The following is a 15427-nucleotide window of genomic DNA, read 5'->3' as shown; positions in this document are numbered from 1 at the left end:
AACGCGCCCGTGCCGACGTCAAGCGCCAGCACCAAGTCCTCTGGCCCTTCCGCCCCGACCGGCGGAGTCCAGTCCCTCGAGCGCGCCTTCGACCTCCTGGAGCGGATGGCCGACGCCGGGGGCGAGGTAGGTCTCAGCGAGCTCTCCGCGAGCAGCGGCCTTCCCCTGCCGACGATCCACCGCCTGATGCGCACCCTGGTCGCCTGCGGCTACGTGCGCCAGCAGACCAACAGGCGCTACTCGCTCGGTCCCCGCCTGATCCGCCTCGGCGAGTCCGCCTCCCGCCTCCTCGGCACCTGGGCCCGCCCCTATCTCGCCCGCCTCGTCGAGGTGACCGGCGAGACGGCGAACATGGCGCTGCTGGACGGGGACGAGATCGTCTACGTCGCTCAGGTGCCGTCCAAGCACTCGATGCGGATGTTCACCGAGGTGGGCCGGCGCGTCCTGCCGCACTCGACGGGCGTGGGCAAGGCCCTGCTCGCCGACACCCCGGCCGACGAGGTGCGCGCGCTGCTCGCGCGGACCGGCATGCCGGCCGCCACGGAGAAGACGATCACGACGCCCGACGGCTTCCTCGACGCGCTCGCCGAGGTGCGCAGAGCCGGGTACGCGGTCGACGACAACGAGCAGGAGATCGGCGTGCGCTGCCTCGCCGTCTCCGTGCCCAACTCCCCCACGGCCGCCGCGATCTCGATCTCGGGCCCGGCTGGACGCGTCACCGACGCCGCGACCGAGAAGATCGTGCCGGTGCTTCAGCAGGTCGCCGAGGAGCTGTCGGTGGCGCTGTCGAGCTCCGGGGTCGGCGCGTAGCGGGCACCACCCGCAGCACGGGACGGGCCGGCCTTCGTGAGCCGCCCGTCCACCATTTCGCACACCTCGTCCGCCACCGCGAGATGCGCCCGGTCGTGCGTGACCAGGACCGTCGCGGTGCCGCGCTCCCTCGTGAGCCGGGCGAGCAGATCCAGTACGGCCGCCCCGCGCTCGTGGTCGAGGGCGCTCGTCGGCTCGTCCACGAGCAGGACCGACGGCTCGTTCATCAGGGCGCGGGCGATGTTGACGCGCTGGCGCTGACCGCCGGACAGCTGGTGGGGGCGGCGGCGCACCTGGTCCGTGAGCCCGACCGCGGCCAGCAACTCCCCTGCCTGCTCCCGCACTTCGCGCGGCTTGCGGCCGTCCAGGTGGGCCATCACCTGGAGCTGTTCGAGGGCGGTCAGGGACGGCAGCAGGTTGGGCTGCTGGAAGACGATGCCCAGAGAGCGGCGGCGCAGCCCGGCGCGTTCGGCGGGGCCGATCGAGTCCGTCGGCGTACCGCCCACGGTCACGGTGCCGCTGTCGGGCGTGACCAGCGTCGCCGCGACCGCGAGCAGGCTGGACTTGCCCGAACCCGACGGGCCGACGACCGCGGTGACCGTGCCGGCCGGGACGTGCAGCGTGACGCTGTCGAGCGCCGTGATGCGTCCGTCGCCGTCCGGGTAGGTGAGGGTGATCTCGTCGAGGTCGAGGCTCATCGGGCGCTCCCGAGTGCGGTGAGGGGGTCTACGGCGGTGATGCGCCGGATGGACAGGGCGGCGCCGGCCGCGCCGAGCACGGCCATGACGGCGGCCGGGCCGAGCGTGGTGAGCGGCTCCATGACGAACGGCACGCTGTCGGGCACGAACGCCCCGATGAGCGCCGCGAGCGCCGTTCCGAGGGCCGTGCCGCCGACGAGCATGACCACGGCCTGCCCGAGCGCGTCCTTGAGCAGATAGGGCGTCGAGGAGCCGAGGGCCTTGAGGACCGCGATGTCGCCGCTGCGCTGGATCGTCCACACGGTGAAGAACGCGCCGATGACCATCGCCGAGATGACGAAGAGGAAGCCCCGCATCAGCTGGAGCGAGCCGTTCTCGGCCTGGTAGGACCCTATGGCCTCAAGGGCCCCGGCCACGGTCCGCGTCTCGGTGCCCGCCGCACGGTCCGCGGCGCCGAGGCCGGCGCCGTCCCCGGTGCGCAGGGCGATCACCGTGGCCCGCTCCCCTGTGCGCTGCCCGCCCGGCGCCACGTTCTGCCAGTCGCCGAGGTCAATCCAGACGACGGGTGTGTGGCTGTACGAGGCGTCGCCCGCGACCGCGCTCACCGTGAGGGACGTACGGGACAGGGCGATGCGGTCACCGGGCCCCGCGCCCAGATCGTCCGCTGCCTGCCGGGACAGGACGGCCGTGCCGGGTGCCGTCGTGTCGGGCGCGAGCCCCGAACGGGGCCGCACCCCGAACGCGGACACGGCCGCCGTGTGGTGGCCCGCCTCTGCGTTGACGGTGCTGATGCCGAGCGGCTGCGCGCTCTCGATCCCCGGACGCGCGGCCAGCGTCCGCCACTGCCCGGCCCCGACCGTCGAACCGGTGAACGACACCGCCTGGCCGTCCGCGGGCCGGGCGAACGCCAGGTGGTCGGCGGGCAGCCCGGTCAGCGCCGAGGTGTTGTCCCGGGCCAGGCCCGCGGTCAGGGCGGACAGCAGGCCGACGAGCAGCGTGATCAGCACGACCACGCTTCCCATCAGCGCGAACCGGCCCCTGGCGAACCGTAGATCTCTCCATGCGACGAACATGGTCCCCAGCCTGCGGCCGGGCGCCCGCCCCGGGCATCGCGCCACAGCACGCTTCACCCGAATCGAAGGAAGGAGCCGCCTTTCAAACTTTCGGTTGACCGTCCTCGACGTTCTTCTGCCTACGCTGATGACGGTATGGATCCACGCTCTCTGACCCCCGTTCTGCGCGTCCTGCGCCTGTGCCTGCATCTGCTGATGGCCGGGCTGCTCCTGCTGGTCGCCGGCCGCGCGCTGGCCGGGGACTCGACGGGGGCGGGCGCCGTGGTGGCCGCCGCGGTCGTGATGACCGTCGTGTACGGGGCGGGCCCGCAGATCCCGGCCGTACGGGACACGCGGGACGGGGCGGCGCTCTGGCTCGGGGCGCTGTGCGCGGTGTGGCTGGTACTGCTCGCCCTCTCCCCCGACGGACTGTGGCTGGCGTTCCCGCTGTACTTCCTCCAGCTGCATCTGCTGCCCGCCCGCTGGGGCGTCCCCGCCGTGGCGCTCACCGCGTGCGCCGCCATCGCCTCGTACGTACGCCATGGACAGGAGCTCAACCCGGGGGCCTTCATAGGGCCGCTCCTCGGCGCGGCCGTGGCCGTCGCGACCGTCATGGGCTACCAGACGCTGTACCGCGAGAGCGAGCGCAGACAGCGCCTGATCGAGGAGCTGATGGCGACGCGCGCCGAACTCGCCGCCGCGGAGCGCACGGCGGGCACCCTCGCCGAGCGGGAGCGCCTGGCACGGGAAATCCACGACACCCTCGCGCAGGGTCTGTCCTCGATCCAGCTCCTGCTGCGGGCGGCCCAGCGCGCACTGCCGCCGCAGTCACCGGCCGCCCCGCACATCGAACAGGCGCGCGCGGCCGCCCAGGACAACCTGGCCGAGGCCCGCCGCTTCGTGCGGGCCCTGTCGCCGCCGGACCTGGAGAGCGGGTCGCTCGCGGGGGCCCTGGAGCGGCTGTGCGCGACGGCTCCCGGGCTCACCGCCCGCTTCACGCAGAGCGGCACCGCGTCCGGGCTGCCGACGCCGTACGAGGTCGCCCTGCTGCGGATCGCGCAGTCGGCGCTCGCGAACACCGTGCGCCACGCTGGGGCCCGCCGCGCCGAGATCACCCTCAGCTTCATGGACACGGCCGTGGCCCTCGACATCGTGGACGACGGCCGCGGCTTCGACCCCGCGTCGGCCCCGTCCGGCGACGGCGGGTTCGGCCTGCCCGCGATGCGCTCACGCGCGGAGTCCCTGGGGGGCACGTTCACGGTGGAGTCGGCGCCGGGCCAGGGCACGGCGGTCGCGGTCACTCTCCCACTCCCCCTTGCTCTCCCCCTTGAAGGCGCGTCATGACCGTCCGGCTCCTGCTCGCCGACGACCACCCCGTCGTACGCGCCGGGCTCCGCGCCGTCCTCGACGCCGAACCCGACTTCGAGATCGCCGCGGAGGCCGCCACGGCGGAGCGGGCCGTGGAGCTCGCCGCGGCCGGCGGGGTCGACGTCGTCCTCATGGACCTCCAGTTCGGCTCCGGAATGCACGGCTCGGAGGCGACCGCGGCCATCGCGGCGAGGCCCGGTGCGCCGCGCGTCCTCGTCCTGACCACGTACGACACGGACGCGGACATCCTCGCCGCGGTGGAGGCGGGCGCGTCCGGCTATCTGCTCAAGGACGCGCCGCCGGAGGAGCTCGCGGCGGCGGTCCGTACGGCGGCCTCCGGCCAGTCCGCGCTCGCGCCCGCCATCGCACACCGCCTGATGGACCGCATGCGGGCCCCCGCCGAGGCGCTCAGCCGCCGCGAGCTGGAGGTGCTCCAGCTCGTCAGGGACGGCCTGTCGAACCAGCGGATCAGCAAGGAACTGTTCCTCAGCCAGGCGACGGTGAAGTCCCATCTGGTGCACATCTACGCCAAGTTGGGCGTCGACTCGCGCACAGCGGCGGTCGCTGCGGCCACCGCACGCGGCCTGATGCGACGCTGACCCGCCGTTCAGCGGGCCGGCCCCGCGCTTCACCCCGCCCCGCTGCCGCGAAGTCGCGTGCGGTCGCCCGGAACGGCCCGTGCCGCGTCGGCGGCGGAGCGAGCACGGTCAGGACCGCGCAGCCGGCGTGCGCCACGACCGAGCCGAAGATCCGCCCTGCGAACAACAGCCGCGACCGTGCGGCCTCATGCACCTACCGACCCCCGCTCACCCCGCCGGCCCCGCCGCCGCGAAGTCCCGTGCGGTCGCCCGGCGCAGTACGCGCAGCTCCTGCCGTGCCAGCGGCGGGGCCGGCACGGTCAGGACCGGGCAGCCGGCGTGGGCGACCACGTGCCGGTGGATCCGCCCGCGCCACATGCGGCGTGGATGGACGCCGATGACGAGCAGGTCGTCCGGGCCCGCCACTGCCTCGCACAGGGCCCGGCCCGGCTTGGCCCTGACCACGCGGCGTACCAGGTCCACGTCCTGGGGTGGCCCGCCGAGCGCCTCGGCGAACGCGCGGTCGAGGCGGGCGCGGGCCTCGCGGTGCCAGTGCCGGGCCCACTGCGGGTCGGGGCGGCGGGCGTACAGGCCCTCGCCCTCGGGCGGCTCCCACGCGAGGACGGCTACGAGGACCCGGCCCGAGCGGCGCGCCTGCTCGGCGGCCGCGCGCAGCGCCGCGAGCCCGCCGAGCGAGTCGCTCACCCCGACGACGACCTGACCGGCCGTTTCCTCGGGCCGCCGGGCCGGGGCGGCGCTCACGGCTTCCTTCCCTTGCGCCGCTTCCCGTTCACCAGCGCGCGGACCCAGGCGCCCGCCGGCCGCGTGGTGCGCGCCTCCGCGCGGCGCTGCATCTCCCGCTCGAAACGGTCCGTGACACAGCCCGCCTCGTACCCGTTCATGGCATGCCTCCTCAGCCGGATCCCCAGGCCAAAATCCCTGACCTCTGTCGAGTCTGTACGCTGATTGGCCTGGACAGCAGGGCCAATAGCGGGGAGTTGGCATGGCAGGTAATCGAGTGGTCCACGCCTTGAACACGCCGGGCACGGACAACATGAACAGGTCCCTGGGCAGCCGCCGCCTCGCCGGCCTCCTGACGGTCACCGCCGGAGAGAGGCCCGGCTACCGCGCCCTGGCCCAGGGCGTACGCACCCTGCTGCTCGACGGGCGCATCCCGCTGCACACCCGGCTGCCCGCCGAGCGCGAGCTGGCCACGGCGCTCGGCGTCAGCCGCGCCACGGTCACCGCCGCCTACGACCTGCTCCGCGAGGGCGGCTACGCACGCAGCAGGCGCGGCGCGGGGACGTGGACCGAGCTGCCCGAGGGACAGCGGCCCGCCAGCGTGGCCGTCTTCCCCACGGGCGACGACGTGATCGACCTCGCCATCGCGGCGCCCGGCGCGCCCGAGGCGGAGCTCGCCGACGCGTTCGCCGCCGCCGGCGCACTGCTGCCGAGGCACGCGTCGACGCCCGGCTACCACCCGTACGGGCTTCCCGAACTACGGGCCGCCGTCGCCGAGCGGTTCACGCGGCGCGGCCTGCCGACGCTTCCCGAGCAGATCCTCATCACCTCGGGCGCCCAGCAGGCGGTGTCGCTCACCCTCGGGCTCCTCGCCCGGGCGGGCGACCGCGTCCTGGTCGAGAACCCGTCGTACCCGAACGCCCTGGACGCGCTGAACAGGGGCGGGATGCGGGCCACCCCGGTGCCGGTCACGGACGGCGGCTGGGACACGGACCTGTTCGAGTCGGCGCTGCGGCAGACCGCGCCGCGGCTCGCCTATCTGATCCCGGACTTCCACAACCCGACCGGGCGGCTGATGCCGCGCGAGCAGCGGGTGCGGCTGCTCGAAGCGGCGCGGGCGACCGGGACCTGGCTGGTCGTGGACGAGACGGTCGCCGACATCGCGCTCGACGTACCGCCGCCCGCGCCGTTCGCCTCACTCGCGGCGCACGGCGCGGGCGAACAGGTCGTCACTGTGGGCTCGTTGAGCAAGTCGCACTGGGGCGGGCTTCGCATCGGCTGGGTCAGGGCCGGATCGCGGCTCATCACCGAACTGGCGACGGCACGGGTGCCGTTCGACATGTCGGGTTCCGTGCTCGACCAGCTCGTCGCGCTGCGGCTGCTCGACCGGATGGACGAGGTCCTGAGCGAGCGCCTGCCGCGGATGCGGGCCCAGCGGGACGCTCTCGCCGAGGATCTGGCGCGCGAACTGCCGGAGTGGCGCTGGCAGTTGCCGCCCGGAGGCCTGTCGCTCTGGATCGATCTGGGCCGCCCCATCGCCTCGGCGCTCGCCCGGGCAGCGCTGCGGCACGGGGTGCGCATCGAGGGCGGTTCCCGCTTCGGCGCGGACCCGGGGACGCACGAGCACCGGCTGCGCTTCCCGTACACCCAGCCGCCCGAGGTCGCCAGGGAGGCGGTGCGTCGCCTGGCGCAGACCCTCGCGGACGGCCTCGGCCCGGCGGGCGAGGAGCCGGGACGGCCGCACTGGGTGGCGTGACACCAGGCTGATGGGTCGTCAACTCGCTCACGACGTCAGTGCAGTGGCGGCCCGCCGAACAGTTCCACCGCGTTCCGCACGTCCCCGAGGCCTCTCGCCAGGGCGCTGACCGAGCCGATCGCGCCCGCGATGAGCAGCAGGGAGCGGCGCAGGCGCGGGATCTCGGGGAGGCCGCCGGCGGCCATCGCGTCCAGGGCGGCCAGTTCGTCCTCGGCTACGGCCCGGTCAGGGAACTCGGCCGGATGGGCTGCCAGTTCACGGCGCAGCCTGGACACCGCGGTGCGCAACTCCGTCACCCGCGGATCCTCTTCGCTGACCGCCACCCGCTTCTGCCCCACGCTCCGCAACACAGCTCTCCCCCCTCGCACGCCTTTGTGCGACCGCATACGTGCGCGTTCGCACGTGGTACGCCTTCCGCCGCCCCGCTGGGGCGTGGGTCGGACGCGCCGCATCGGGGTCGCCGGCCAGTAAACGCCACTTTCTGCCGCGCCCGCCACCGTGCCGACCGAATTCCGGCCTCACGAGTGTCCCTGGGGGTCGGCGCGCGGGCCGCCCGGTGAGGTATCCAGGCTTCATGACACACGCAACGGATGACGCTCCGGTGACGGGACTGCTGCTCGCGGCGGGCGGTGGGCGCAGGCTCGGCGGGCGGCCGAAGGCGCTCCTGACACACCGCGGGCGCCCCCTGGTGGAGCACGCGGTGGCGGTGCTGCGCGCGGGCGGCTGCGAGCGCGTCCACGTCGTGCTGGGCGCGGCAGCGGACGACGTGCGGGCGCGGGCGGACCTGGCGGGGTGCGTGCTCGTGGACAACCCGGCGTGGGAGGAGGGCATGGGGTCGTCGCTGCGGGCGGGGCTCGGCTCGCTCGCCGGGACGGGGGCGCCGGCCGCGCTCGTACTCCTTGTGGACCAACCGGGGATCGGGGCTCCGGCCGTGGCGCGCGTGCGGGCCGCGTACCGGTCGGCGGGGTCGCTGGCGGCGGCCGCGTACGACGGGGAGCGCGGGCATCCGGTCCTGTTCGGGGCGGAGCACTGGCCGGGGATCGTGGCGAGCGCGGCCGGGGACCGCGGGGCGCGCGCGTACCTGAAGGAGCACGCGTCGGAGCTCACGCTCGTGGAGTGCGGCGATGTGGCCGATGACTACGACATCGACACCGAGGCCGACCTCAAGCACCTTGAATGAGTGGTGAGTGAGGGGCATGAACGGGGCGTGAGGAGCCTGGCACCGAGCGCCACGTTATGTCGACCCGGAGAATCTCGACATCAACAAACCATTGAACTTCCACAATGAGGAAACTAGTATCCACTGCTCAGAAGGGCCGGTCCCCCCGCGCGGGGTCCGTAGTCGTATTCCGGCGCCCACGGCACTCGGTGCCGCCCGCGCCCGTTCGCTGAAGGAAGTGACAGCTCATGTCCGCACCAGCGCCGTCCCCGCTGGCCATCGTCGACGCAGAGCCCCTGCCCAGGCAGGAAGAGGTGCTCACGGACGCGGCCCTCGCCTTCGTGGCCGAGCTGCACCGGCTGTTCACGCCCCGGCGTGACGAGCTCCTCACCCGCCGCGCGGAGCGTCGCGCCGAGATCGCCCGCACCTCCACGCTCGACTTCCTCCCGGAGACCGCTCACATCCGCGAGGACACCACCTGGCGCGTCGCGCCCGCCCCGGCCGCGCTGAACGACCGCCGCGTCGAGATCACCGGTCCCACCGACCGCAAGATGACCATCAACGCGCTGAACTCGGGCGCCAAGGTCTGGCTCGCGGACTTCGAGGACGCCTCGGCCCCTACCTGGGAGAACGTCGTCCTGGGCCAGGTCAACCTGATGGACGCCTACACGCGCAACATCGACTTCACGGACGAGCGCAGCGGCAAGTCGTACGCCCTCAAGGGCAACGACGAACTCGCGACCGTCGTGATGCGCCCGCGCGGCTGGCACCTGGACGAGCGCCACCTGAAGGACGAGGCCGGCCGCCCCGTTCCCGGCGCGCTCGTCGACTTCGGCCTGTACTTCTTCCACAACGCCAAGCGCCTGATCGAGCTCGGCAAGGGCCCGTACTTCTACCTCCCGAAGACGGAGTCGCACCTGGAGGCCCGCCTCTGGAACGAGATCTTCGTCTTCGCGCAGGACTACGTCGGGATCCCCCAGGGCACCGTCCGCGCGACCGTCCTGATCGAGACGATCACGGCCGCGTACGAGATGGACGAGATCCTCTACGAGCTCCGCGACCACGCCGCCGGGCTGAACGCGGGCCGCTGGGACTACCTGTTCTCCATCGTCAAGAACTTCCGTGACGGCGGCGCCAAGTTCGTCCTGCCGGACCGCAACCTGGTCACGATGACGGCCCCGTTCATGCGCGCCTACACCGAACTCCTCGTCCGCACCTGCCACAAGCGGGGCGCGCACGCGATCGGCGGCATGGCGGCGTTCATCCCGTCGCGGCGCGACGCGGAGGTCAACAAGGTCGCGTTCGAGAAGGTCAAGAACGACAAGGACCGCGAGGCCGGCGACGGCTTCGACGGCTCGTGGGTCGCCCACCCCGACCTGGTCCCGATCGCGATGGCGTCCTTCGACGCGGTCCTCGGTGACAAGCCGAACCAGAAGGAGCGCCTGCGCGAGGACGTGTCCGTCGCGCCCGGCGACCTGATCGCGATCGACTCCCTCGACGCCCGGCCCACCTACGACGGCCTGGTCAACGCCGTCCAGGTCGGCATCCGCTACATCGAGGCGTGGCTGCGCGGCCTCGGCGCCGTCGCCATCTTCAACCTGATGGAGGACGCGGCCACCGCCGAGATCTCCCGCTCGCAGATCTGGCAGTGGATCAACGCCGGCGTCGTCTTCGAGGGCGGCGAGCACTCCGGCACGACGGTCACGGCCGACCTGGCCCGCGAGGTCGCGGCCCAGGAGCTCGCGAATATCAAGGCCGAGATCGGCGAGGAGGCCTTCGCGGCCGGCAAGTGGCAGCAGGCCCACGACCTCCTCCTCCAGGTCTCCCTGGACGCGGACTACGCGGACTTCCTGACGCTGCCCGCGTACGAGCAGCTCGCCGGCTGAGTCCGCCCCGCACCACCCGAGCCCTCGGCACCGCACAGCGCCGGGGGCTCGGTCGTGTCCGGGGTCAGCCCTTGTTGCCGAGGTGGACGGACCAGTCCTGTTCGGCGGCCGGTTTGCCGTGCAGGTCGGGGACGCGCTTGAGCCAGTCGGGGCGGCCCTTCTCCGTGTCGGCCGCGCGGCGCGCGTCGGCGGCCGCCAGCTGGTCGCGCGACGGGAAGTCCGTGGGCAGCCAGGCGGCGGACGTACGGGCGCGGGCCGCGAGATAGGAGACGTACGCCTCGCGGACCTCGTCCGGCGCATGGAAGCCCGGCTCGTCGGTCAGCCACGCGTCGGGGACGAGCGCGGTGATCTCGCGGAGCATCTCCTCGGTGACGAGGGGCGCCAGCTCCGCGTCGGCGGCCTGCGTGTCGGGCCCGTAGGCACCAAGGGCGTGATGGCGGAAGTCGTACGCCTTGTCGGGCGCGGACGCGTCCCAGCGGTGGTGGAAGATCAGGGCGGCGCCGTGGTCGATCAGCCACAGCTTCGGCTCCTGGATGCCGAAGGTGGGCCAGATCATCAGGTTCGAGCTGTGGATCGTGCGGTCCACGTTGACCGTGAGGGCGTCGAGCCACACGATCTTCCCGGCCTCCAGCGGGTCCACCGTGAAGGCGGCGGCGACCTCGGGCGTGAAGTCCTTCGCGCCCGGCAGGAAGTCCATCCCGAGGTTGAGCCCGTCGCTCGCGCGCAGCAGGTCCTGGACCTCCTGGTGCGGCTCGTGTGCGGCCACCACGGGGTCGAAGTGGACGCGGACCAGCTCGGGGAAGCGCAGGCCGAGACGGCGCGCCAGCTCACCGACGACGATCTCCGCGACGAGCGCCTTGCGGCCCTGCGCGGAGCCGGTGAACTTCACGACATAGGTCCCCAGGTCGTCGGCCTCGACGACGCCGGGCACGGATCCGCCCGCCCGCAGGGGTTCGATGTAGCGGGTAGCGGCGACCTCTCTCAGCATCTTCCGATGCTCCATGATCCATTCGCCTTACATTTCATGGTCAGCTCCAACGCGACACAGCCCGGAAACCTCCCCGATCAGCCCTGGGGAGAATCTGGGGAGTTTCGACTAGCATCGTCATCCTCCTAGCCCCCAGCAGTCCGTCGATGGCGGTGCGACCCTTGCTTCCGGCCTCCGGCATGAAGTGAGCATAGTAACCGAGCGTGACAGCCGGGGACAAGTGCCCGAGCCATCGCGCTGGCGTCACCACGGACTCTCCCGCCTCCAGCATGATCGAGGCGTAGGTGACCTTCCCCTGGTAGCAGACGGTGCCGCAGCCGGACGGGCCTTCCCGATTACAGCTACCGGTCCACAACCAGCAGCCGGACTCCGGGTCCACCTCAATCTTGCGAAGTGCGGTAATGGGGCTCTCGAACCCGCACACGCTGTGTAGCCGCCTGGCGTTGCAGAAGTCGGTGATCCAGGTGGCGGTCTTGATGCGTGCCTGTGCCGAGGGCGGAGGGCGCGGCCGGCTCCGCCGCCCGAAAGCCCGAGGCTAGGACGGTTGCAGAGGCGAGCAGAGGTAGTCAGAGGAAAACACTCGGATTGCCCCCGGTCCGGCCCGGGTCGCTCGGAGGCAGCCAGAGGCAGCGGCCTCTCCAACTGGCTTCTGAGCGACCTGAGTTGGGCGGTGTGGATCACAGTGGCGGCTCTGGCCCGAGTCCGACTCGTCTCCAGTCGAGCCGCAATTGAGGACGCCCGCCTCTGATCCGGGGCCCCGCGAGGAGGAACGGCCATGACCGGACCAGACCGAACCGACGGCCGCCCGCTCGCCGCGTCCCTCAGATGCACGTCCTCGCCGGCCATCCCCGTCACCGCTGCGGGGTACGGGCGCCACCCCCGTCCACGCAGAGGCGTGCCCGCAGAACAGCCGCGCTTCCACCACACATTTAGTTTCAAGTGAAACCGTATCGAAAGTACATATGACTGTAATGTGACTTCGTGACCACGCTTCCTCGCAGAACCCCCCCTGCCGCCTCACGTGCGACCGACCGTCCCGGGGACACCTCGCCTTTCGCGCTCGCCCAGCTGCTGCGCCGGGCGCACTGGCGTGCGGCCGCGGTCATGACGGAGGCGCTCCGCCCGCTCGGCGTCGAGTTGCGGCATTTCGCGGTGCTGCTGGTGCTGGTCGACCGCGGGCCCACGGTGCAGCGGGACCTGGCGGCGGCGACGGGGTCGGACAAGGCGGGAATCATGCGGGTCGTGGACGACCTGGAACGCATGGGACTGGCCGTACGCAAGACGGTTCCGGGGGACCGGCGGGTGCGGGCGGTGGAGATCACGCCTCGGGGTGTCGAGCTTTTCGATGCGGCGCATGTGGCGGCGGAGCCGCTGGCCGAGCGTCTGGTCGCCGAACTGGGACCCGGTGGGTCCGAGCAGTTGACGGGTCTGCTGACCCGGCTCGCACATCCCGCAGCGGGCGAGGCGTAAGCGCTCCCGCGCGGCGGCTGTCCGAGGCATGGACAGGTTCCATGTGTTCCATGTCGTACGGGCTTGCACGGCGCCCCCGCCTTGACGGCTGCGGCCATCGCCGCCACACACCGGCCCGGCTGCGAGCAGGGACGCCTCCGGTCGGGCGTCAGCATTGCCGAACAGGCCGAATGCACCCCCGACCGACACGTCGACCGACAGCAAGTCCGTGAAACCTGCGCACACCCCGTCGACCGGCGGTGAAGATCACCCGCGAGGGACCGGCAGACGACGGCGACTCGCGGCCCTCCCCTGCACGAGCCCCCTTCTCGATATGCACCTTCCCACGCATCGGATAGTGTTAAATGATACTGTCGCAGATGTAACGAGTATGTGCGCATCGAATGGAAGGGATGCAGGCGATCATGAACGTCTATGAGGCGGTCGCGAGTCGGCGAGCTGTGCGGGGATTCACCGACCAGCAGGTCCCGCGGGAGGTGCTGCAGCGTGTGCTGTCCGCCGCGGCCTGGACGCCGTCAGCGTCGAACCTCCAACCGTGGCATGCCTACGTGCTGACCGGCCGGCCGCTGGCTGAGCTCAAAAAGCGCACCGGCGAGCGCATAGCCGCAGGCGACCCCTGGGACGAGCCGGAGTACGAGCAGTACCCGACCGCACTGAAGAGCCCCTACCAGGAGCGCCGATCCGCCTTCGGTGAGCAGCGCTACGGCGCACTCGGCATTCCGCGTGACGACCTGGAGGCGCGCCAGAGAGCCTCTGCCGCGAACTGGGACTGCTTCGGTGCATCCGCCGCCCTGTTCTGCTACATCGACCGCTGCATGGGTCGACCCCAGTGGTCCGACGTGGGCATGTATCTGCAGTCCGTCATGCTGCTGCTCCGCGCCGAAGGGCTGCACAGTTGCACGCAGATGGCCTGGGCGAAGTATCACGAGACCGTCGCCGAGGTCCTGTCGCCCCCGGATGGACTCCTCCTCTTCTGCGGCATGTCAATCGGGCACGAGGACGTCACGGCAAGCCAACCCCGTATCGGCCGGGCGCCGCTCGAGGAGACAGTCACGTTCGTCGACGGCTGCTGACACCGTCGACGTCTGGATGCGGCGAGCCGGCCCTCTCGCCCGCCAGAGCTTCGACATCCGGTTCGGCTCCATCAAGCCCCCGGCCGGCACTGACGTTATGCACGGTCGTCCCGAAGAGCCGGGGCCACCTGGTGCGCCAGTACGAGGAAGCGGCTGAAGCAGCCTTGACTTTTGGTGGCCACAGTTCCGTTACCACTGGAGTTGCACCCTTATGCGCCTCATGTTCGGCAGGCAGTACCCCGGCCTTCAGGAGAGCACCTGGTATCCCGGGCCGGAGCCGTCCGCAATTGCGCGGTAGCCGGGTGGTCCCGCCACTAGACAGCCGTAACCTAAGGAACGGAGACCGCAGGATCATGGATCTCGAACCGTCCCCACCTGGATCGGACCTTGAAGAGGCTGTCTCGGTCTTCGTGCAGTACCGGACACGTCTCTTCGGAATCGCCTATCGCGTGCTCGGCAGCGTGGTCGAGGCCGAGGATGTGGTTCAGGAGGTGTGGCTACGCTGGCAGAAGACAGACCGTTCCGCGGTGGTCAGCCCGGTCGCCTTCCTATCGAGCGCCACAACCCGTATGGCGATCAACGTCACGCACTCGGCACGTGTGCGCCGGGAGACCTACATCGGGCCCTGGCTGCCCGAGCCCGTCGACACCAGCTCGGATCCGCAGGTGGGCGCACAGCGCGCAGAGGCCCTCGAACTGGCGCTGCTGCTGGTACTGGAGAAGCTGAGCCCCGCCGAACGCGCCGCGTACGTGCTGCGTGAAGCGTTCGATTACACCTACCCCGAGATCGCTGAAATCCTTCAGCTCAGCGTCGTCAACGTCCGGAAGATCGTCAGCCGCGCCCGCAAGCATCTGTCGGACGAGCAGCGGGAGAGCGTGGACACGGCGGAGCACAGACGCCTTTTGAACGCCTTCGTCTCAGCGGCTCAAACGGGCGATGTGGCTTCACTGGAGACCCTTCTCAGCGCCGATGCTGTCAGTCTGTCCGATGGAAACGGTCTCCGGGGCTGCGCTCGTATACCTGTGCTGGGCCGTTCACGTATCGCCAAAATGTCGACCTATCCACGGCTGTGGCGGGAAGCAGAGCTCAGGTTGGTCGACGCCAACGGCCTTACGGGCGTGACGATCAACCGGGATGGCCGAGTCATGGCATTCATGACGATAGCCGCCTCGACGGTAGGCATCCACAAGGTGATGTGGGTGTTCAGCCCGAGCAAGATCGCCGCGTTCCTCGAATCGTGTTCCCGCTGCGCGGCGACTCCGTCCAGTGCCGGGCGATGCGAGACTGCGCCAGGCGTGACGGGGCGCTCGTCGTGCGATCAACGCAGGCACCCGGCAGCGTTCGCCCCGCGTCGCCGGCAGGCTGGTTAGCCAGCACATCCGGGTCACGCAGAGGCGCTGATGCAGCCGACCTTCCCGACTGGCTTCGTTCACTTTTAACTCGTGAATAAAGCCAGTGCGGGCCGCGTCCGCGATCACCGCGGCGTCCTTCGCATCGGTCTTGGCCTCGCCCGGATACAGGTCGGCGATCCGGCGCATGGCATGTCCCGGCAGGTAGGCGACCTTGCAGCCGGCGTCCCGGGCCACGGTCAGCGGGAGGGCGCCGATGGAGGCGGGCTGGTCCACGATCACCAGGACGGTGCCGAACTTGGCGGTCAGTTTGTCGAAGACGGCCCGCAGCTTCGGCTCGCTGTTGGGCAGCTGTTTGTCGAGGACCTTCTTCCCGGCTGGAGTGAGCCCGTGGCCGTGATGAGGGGTCTTGCCGACGTCCAGGCCGAGGAATACGCCCACGTCTTCGGTGTCGAACATCGCGCCCTCCCAGGGGAGTTGAACGTGCTGGCCTCGGCTT

At 71.3% G+C, this 15427-nt stretch carries 15 protein-coding genes and 2 pseudogenes; 9 read left to right on the top strand and 8 right to left on the bottom strand.

Going from position 1 to position 15427, the window contains the following annotated elements:
* Nucleotides 1-9: 9 nt before the first annotated feature.
* A complete protein-coding gene (locus ACY0PA_RS32925; protein ID WP_473081102.1) occupies nucleotides 10-810 on the top strand; it encodes an IclR family transcriptional regulator in 801 nt (266 codons plus the stop codon).
* Here the strand turns inward: ACY0PA_RS32925 and ACY0PA_RS32920 are convergent.
* Nucleotides 753-1508 carry an ABC transporter ATP-binding protein gene (locus ACY0PA_RS32920; protein WP_473081101.1) on the bottom strand — a complete coding sequence of 252 codons (756 nt, stop codon included), beginning with the start codon at nucleotides 1506-1508 and terminating at the stop codon, nucleotides 753-755. The genes ACY0PA_RS32925 and ACY0PA_RS32920 overlap by 58 nt on opposite strands.
* A complete protein-coding gene (locus tag ACY0PA_RS32915; protein WP_473081100.1) occupies nucleotides 1505-2581 on the bottom strand; it encodes an ABC transporter permease in 1077 nt (358 codons plus the stop codon). Before ACY0PA_RS32915 ends, ACY0PA_RS32920 begins: the two co-directional genes overlap by 4 nt.
* Nucleotides 2582-2716: 135 nt before the next feature.
* On the opposite strand from ACY0PA_RS32915, the gene ACY0PA_RS32910 reads away from it, so the two are divergent.
* Nucleotides 2717-3904, top strand: a complete 1188-nt coding sequence (locus tag ACY0PA_RS32910; protein ID WP_473081099.1) for a sensor histidine kinase — start codon at nucleotides 2717-2719, stop codon at nucleotides 3902-3904.
* Nucleotides 3901-4527: a response regulator gene (locus tag ACY0PA_RS32905; RefSeq protein WP_473081098.1), complete on the top strand. Its 627-nt coding sequence runs from the start codon at nucleotides 3901-3903 to the stop codon at nucleotides 4525-4527. The genes ACY0PA_RS32910 and ACY0PA_RS32905 overlap by 4 nt, the downstream gene beginning before the upstream one ends.
* 207 nt (nucleotides 4528-4734) lie before the next feature.
* Here ACY0PA_RS32905 and ACY0PA_RS32900 read toward each other — a convergent pair whose 3' ends face one another.
* Together ACY0PA_RS32900 and ACY0PA_RS32895 are read right to left on the bottom strand one after the other, a co-directional pair.
* Nucleotides 4735-5268, bottom strand: coding sequence for a universal stress protein (locus tag ACY0PA_RS32900; RefSeq protein ID WP_473081097.1), 534 nt, complete (start codon nucleotides 5266-5268; stop codon nucleotides 4735-4737).
* A complete protein-coding gene (locus ACY0PA_RS32895; protein WP_473081096.1) occupies nucleotides 5265-5408 on the bottom strand; it encodes a hypothetical protein in 144 nt (47 codons plus the stop codon). Before ACY0PA_RS32895 ends, ACY0PA_RS32900 begins: the two co-directional genes overlap by 4 nt.
* 101 nt (nucleotides 5409-5509) lie before the next feature.
* Between ACY0PA_RS32895 and yczR the strand changes: the two genes are divergently transcribed.
* Complete coding sequence (gene yczR, locus ACY0PA_RS32890; RefSeq protein WP_473081095.1) at nucleotides 5510-7003, top strand: MocR-like transcription factor YczR; 1494 nt, start codon at nucleotides 5510-5512, stop codon at nucleotides 7001-7003.
* A gap of 35 nt (nucleotides 7004-7038) precedes the next feature.
* Here the strand turns inward: yczR and ACY0PA_RS32885 are convergent, their stop codons facing one another.
* Nucleotides 7039-7353, bottom strand: a complete 315-nt coding sequence (locus ACY0PA_RS32885) for a DUF5955 family protein (RefSeq protein WP_473081094.1) — start codon at nucleotides 7351-7353, stop codon at nucleotides 7039-7041.
* A 224-nt stretch (nucleotides 7354-7577) separates the two neighbouring features.
* Here ACY0PA_RS32885 and ACY0PA_RS32880 point away from each other — a divergent pair, with 224 nt between their 5' ends.
* Together ACY0PA_RS32880 and aceB are read left to right on the top strand one after the other, a co-directional pair.
* Complete coding sequence (locus ACY0PA_RS32880) at nucleotides 7578-8183, top strand: nucleotidyltransferase family protein (RefSeq protein WP_473081093.1); 606 nt, start codon at nucleotides 7578-7580, stop codon at nucleotides 8181-8183.
* Nucleotides 8184-8410: 227 nt separating this feature from the next.
* Entirely contained in the window at nucleotides 8411-10048 is a 1638-nt protein-coding gene (gene aceB / locus ACY0PA_RS32875; protein ID WP_473081092.1) for a malate synthase A, read from the top strand.
* Nucleotides 10049-10112: 64 nt separating this feature from the next.
* Here aceB and ACY0PA_RS32870 read toward each other — a convergent pair whose 3' ends face one another.
* Both ACY0PA_RS32870 and ACY0PA_RS32865 read right to left on the bottom strand, forming a co-directional pair.
* Nucleotides 10113-11036 (bottom strand): HipA family kinase, encoded by a 924-nt coding sequence (locus ACY0PA_RS32870; RefSeq protein ID WP_473086499.1) that lies wholly within the window; start codon nucleotides 11034-11036, stop codon nucleotides 10113-10115.
* Between the two features lie 77 nt (nucleotides 11037-11113).
* Nucleotides 11114-11322, bottom strand: a pseudogene (locus ACY0PA_RS32865) (site-specific integrase); the annotation flags it as partial.
* A gap of 695 nt (nucleotides 11323-12017) precedes the next feature.
* Here ACY0PA_RS32865 and ACY0PA_RS32860 point away from each other — a divergent pair.
* The 3 genes from ACY0PA_RS32860 (at nucleotide 12018) to ACY0PA_RS32850 (ending at nucleotide 14949) form a co-directional block, all read left to right on the top strand.
* Nucleotides 12018-12506 (top strand): MarR family winged helix-turn-helix transcriptional regulator, encoded by a 489-nt coding sequence (locus ACY0PA_RS32860; RefSeq protein ID WP_473081091.1) that lies wholly within the window; start codon nucleotides 12018-12020, stop codon nucleotides 12504-12506.
* A 404-nt stretch (nucleotides 12507-12910) separates the two neighbouring features.
* Nucleotides 12911-13579 carry a nitroreductase gene (locus ACY0PA_RS32855; RefSeq protein ID WP_406111022.1) on the top strand — a complete coding sequence of 223 codons (669 nt, stop codon included), beginning with the start codon at nucleotides 12911-12913 and terminating at the stop codon, nucleotides 13577-13579.
* A 353-nt stretch (nucleotides 13580-13932) separates the two neighbouring features.
* A complete protein-coding gene (locus ACY0PA_RS32850; RefSeq protein WP_473081090.1) occupies nucleotides 13933-14949 on the top strand; it encodes a sigma-70 family RNA polymerase sigma factor in 1017 nt (338 codons plus the stop codon).
* Between the two features lie 42 nt (nucleotides 14950-14991).
* On the opposite strand, the pseudogene ACY0PA_RS32845 reads toward ACY0PA_RS32850, so the two are convergent.
* Nucleotides 14992-15387, bottom strand: a pseudogene (locus tag ACY0PA_RS32845) (IS110 family transposase); the annotation flags it as partial.
* Between the last annotated feature and the right edge of the window lie 40 nt (nucleotides 15388-15427).

The sequence above is a fragment of the Streptomyces sp. DS1-CR2 genome (genome assembly GCF_055760475.1).
Note: the sequence above shows the minus strand (reverse complement) of the source record. Positions and strands in the feature narration are given on the sequence as shown.

Bases quoted from the DNA above. Each gene is read 5' to 3' on its own strand.
- ACY0PA_RS32920 (WP_473081101.1), bottom strand. From the start codon at position 1,508: ATGAGCCTCGACCTCGACGAGATCACCCTCACCTACCCGGACGGCGAC.
- ACY0PA_RS32915 (WP_473081100.1), bottom strand. From the start codon at position 2,581: ATGTTCGTCGCATGGAGAGATCTACGGTTCGCCAGGGGCCGGTTCGCG.
- ACY0PA_RS32910 (WP_473081099.1), top strand. From the start codon at position 2,717: ATGGATCCACGCTCTCTGACCCCCGTTCTGCGCGTCCTGCGCCTGTGC.
- ACY0PA_RS32905 (WP_473081098.1), top strand. From the start codon at position 3,901: ATGACCGTCCGGCTCCTGCTCGCCGACGACCACCCCGTCGTACGCGCC.
- ACY0PA_RS32895 (WP_473081096.1), bottom strand. From the start codon at position 5,408: ATGAACGGGTACGAGGCGGGCTGTGTCACGGACCGTTTCGAGCGGGAG.
- yczR (WP_473081095.1), top strand. From the start codon at position 5,510: ATGGCAGGTAATCGAGTGGTCCACGCCTTGAACACGCCGGGCACGGAC.
- ACY0PA_RS32880 (WP_473081093.1), top strand. From the start codon at position 7,578: ATGACACACGCAACGGATGACGCTCCGGTGACGGGACTGCTGCTCGCG.
- aceB (WP_473081092.1), top strand. From the start codon at position 8,411: ATGTCCGCACCAGCGCCGTCCCCGCTGGCCATCGTCGACGCAGAGCCC.
- ACY0PA_RS32870 (WP_473086499.1), bottom strand. From the start codon at position 11,036: ATGCTGAGAGAGGTCGCCGCTACCCGCTACATCGAACCCCTGCGGGCG.
- ACY0PA_RS32855 (WP_406111022.1), top strand. From the start codon at position 12,911: ATGAACGTCTATGAGGCGGTCGCGAGTCGGCGAGCTGTGCGGGGATTC.
- ACY0PA_RS32850 (WP_473081090.1), top strand. From the start codon at position 13,933: ATGGATCTCGAACCGTCCCCACCTGGATCGGACCTTGAAGAGGCTGTC.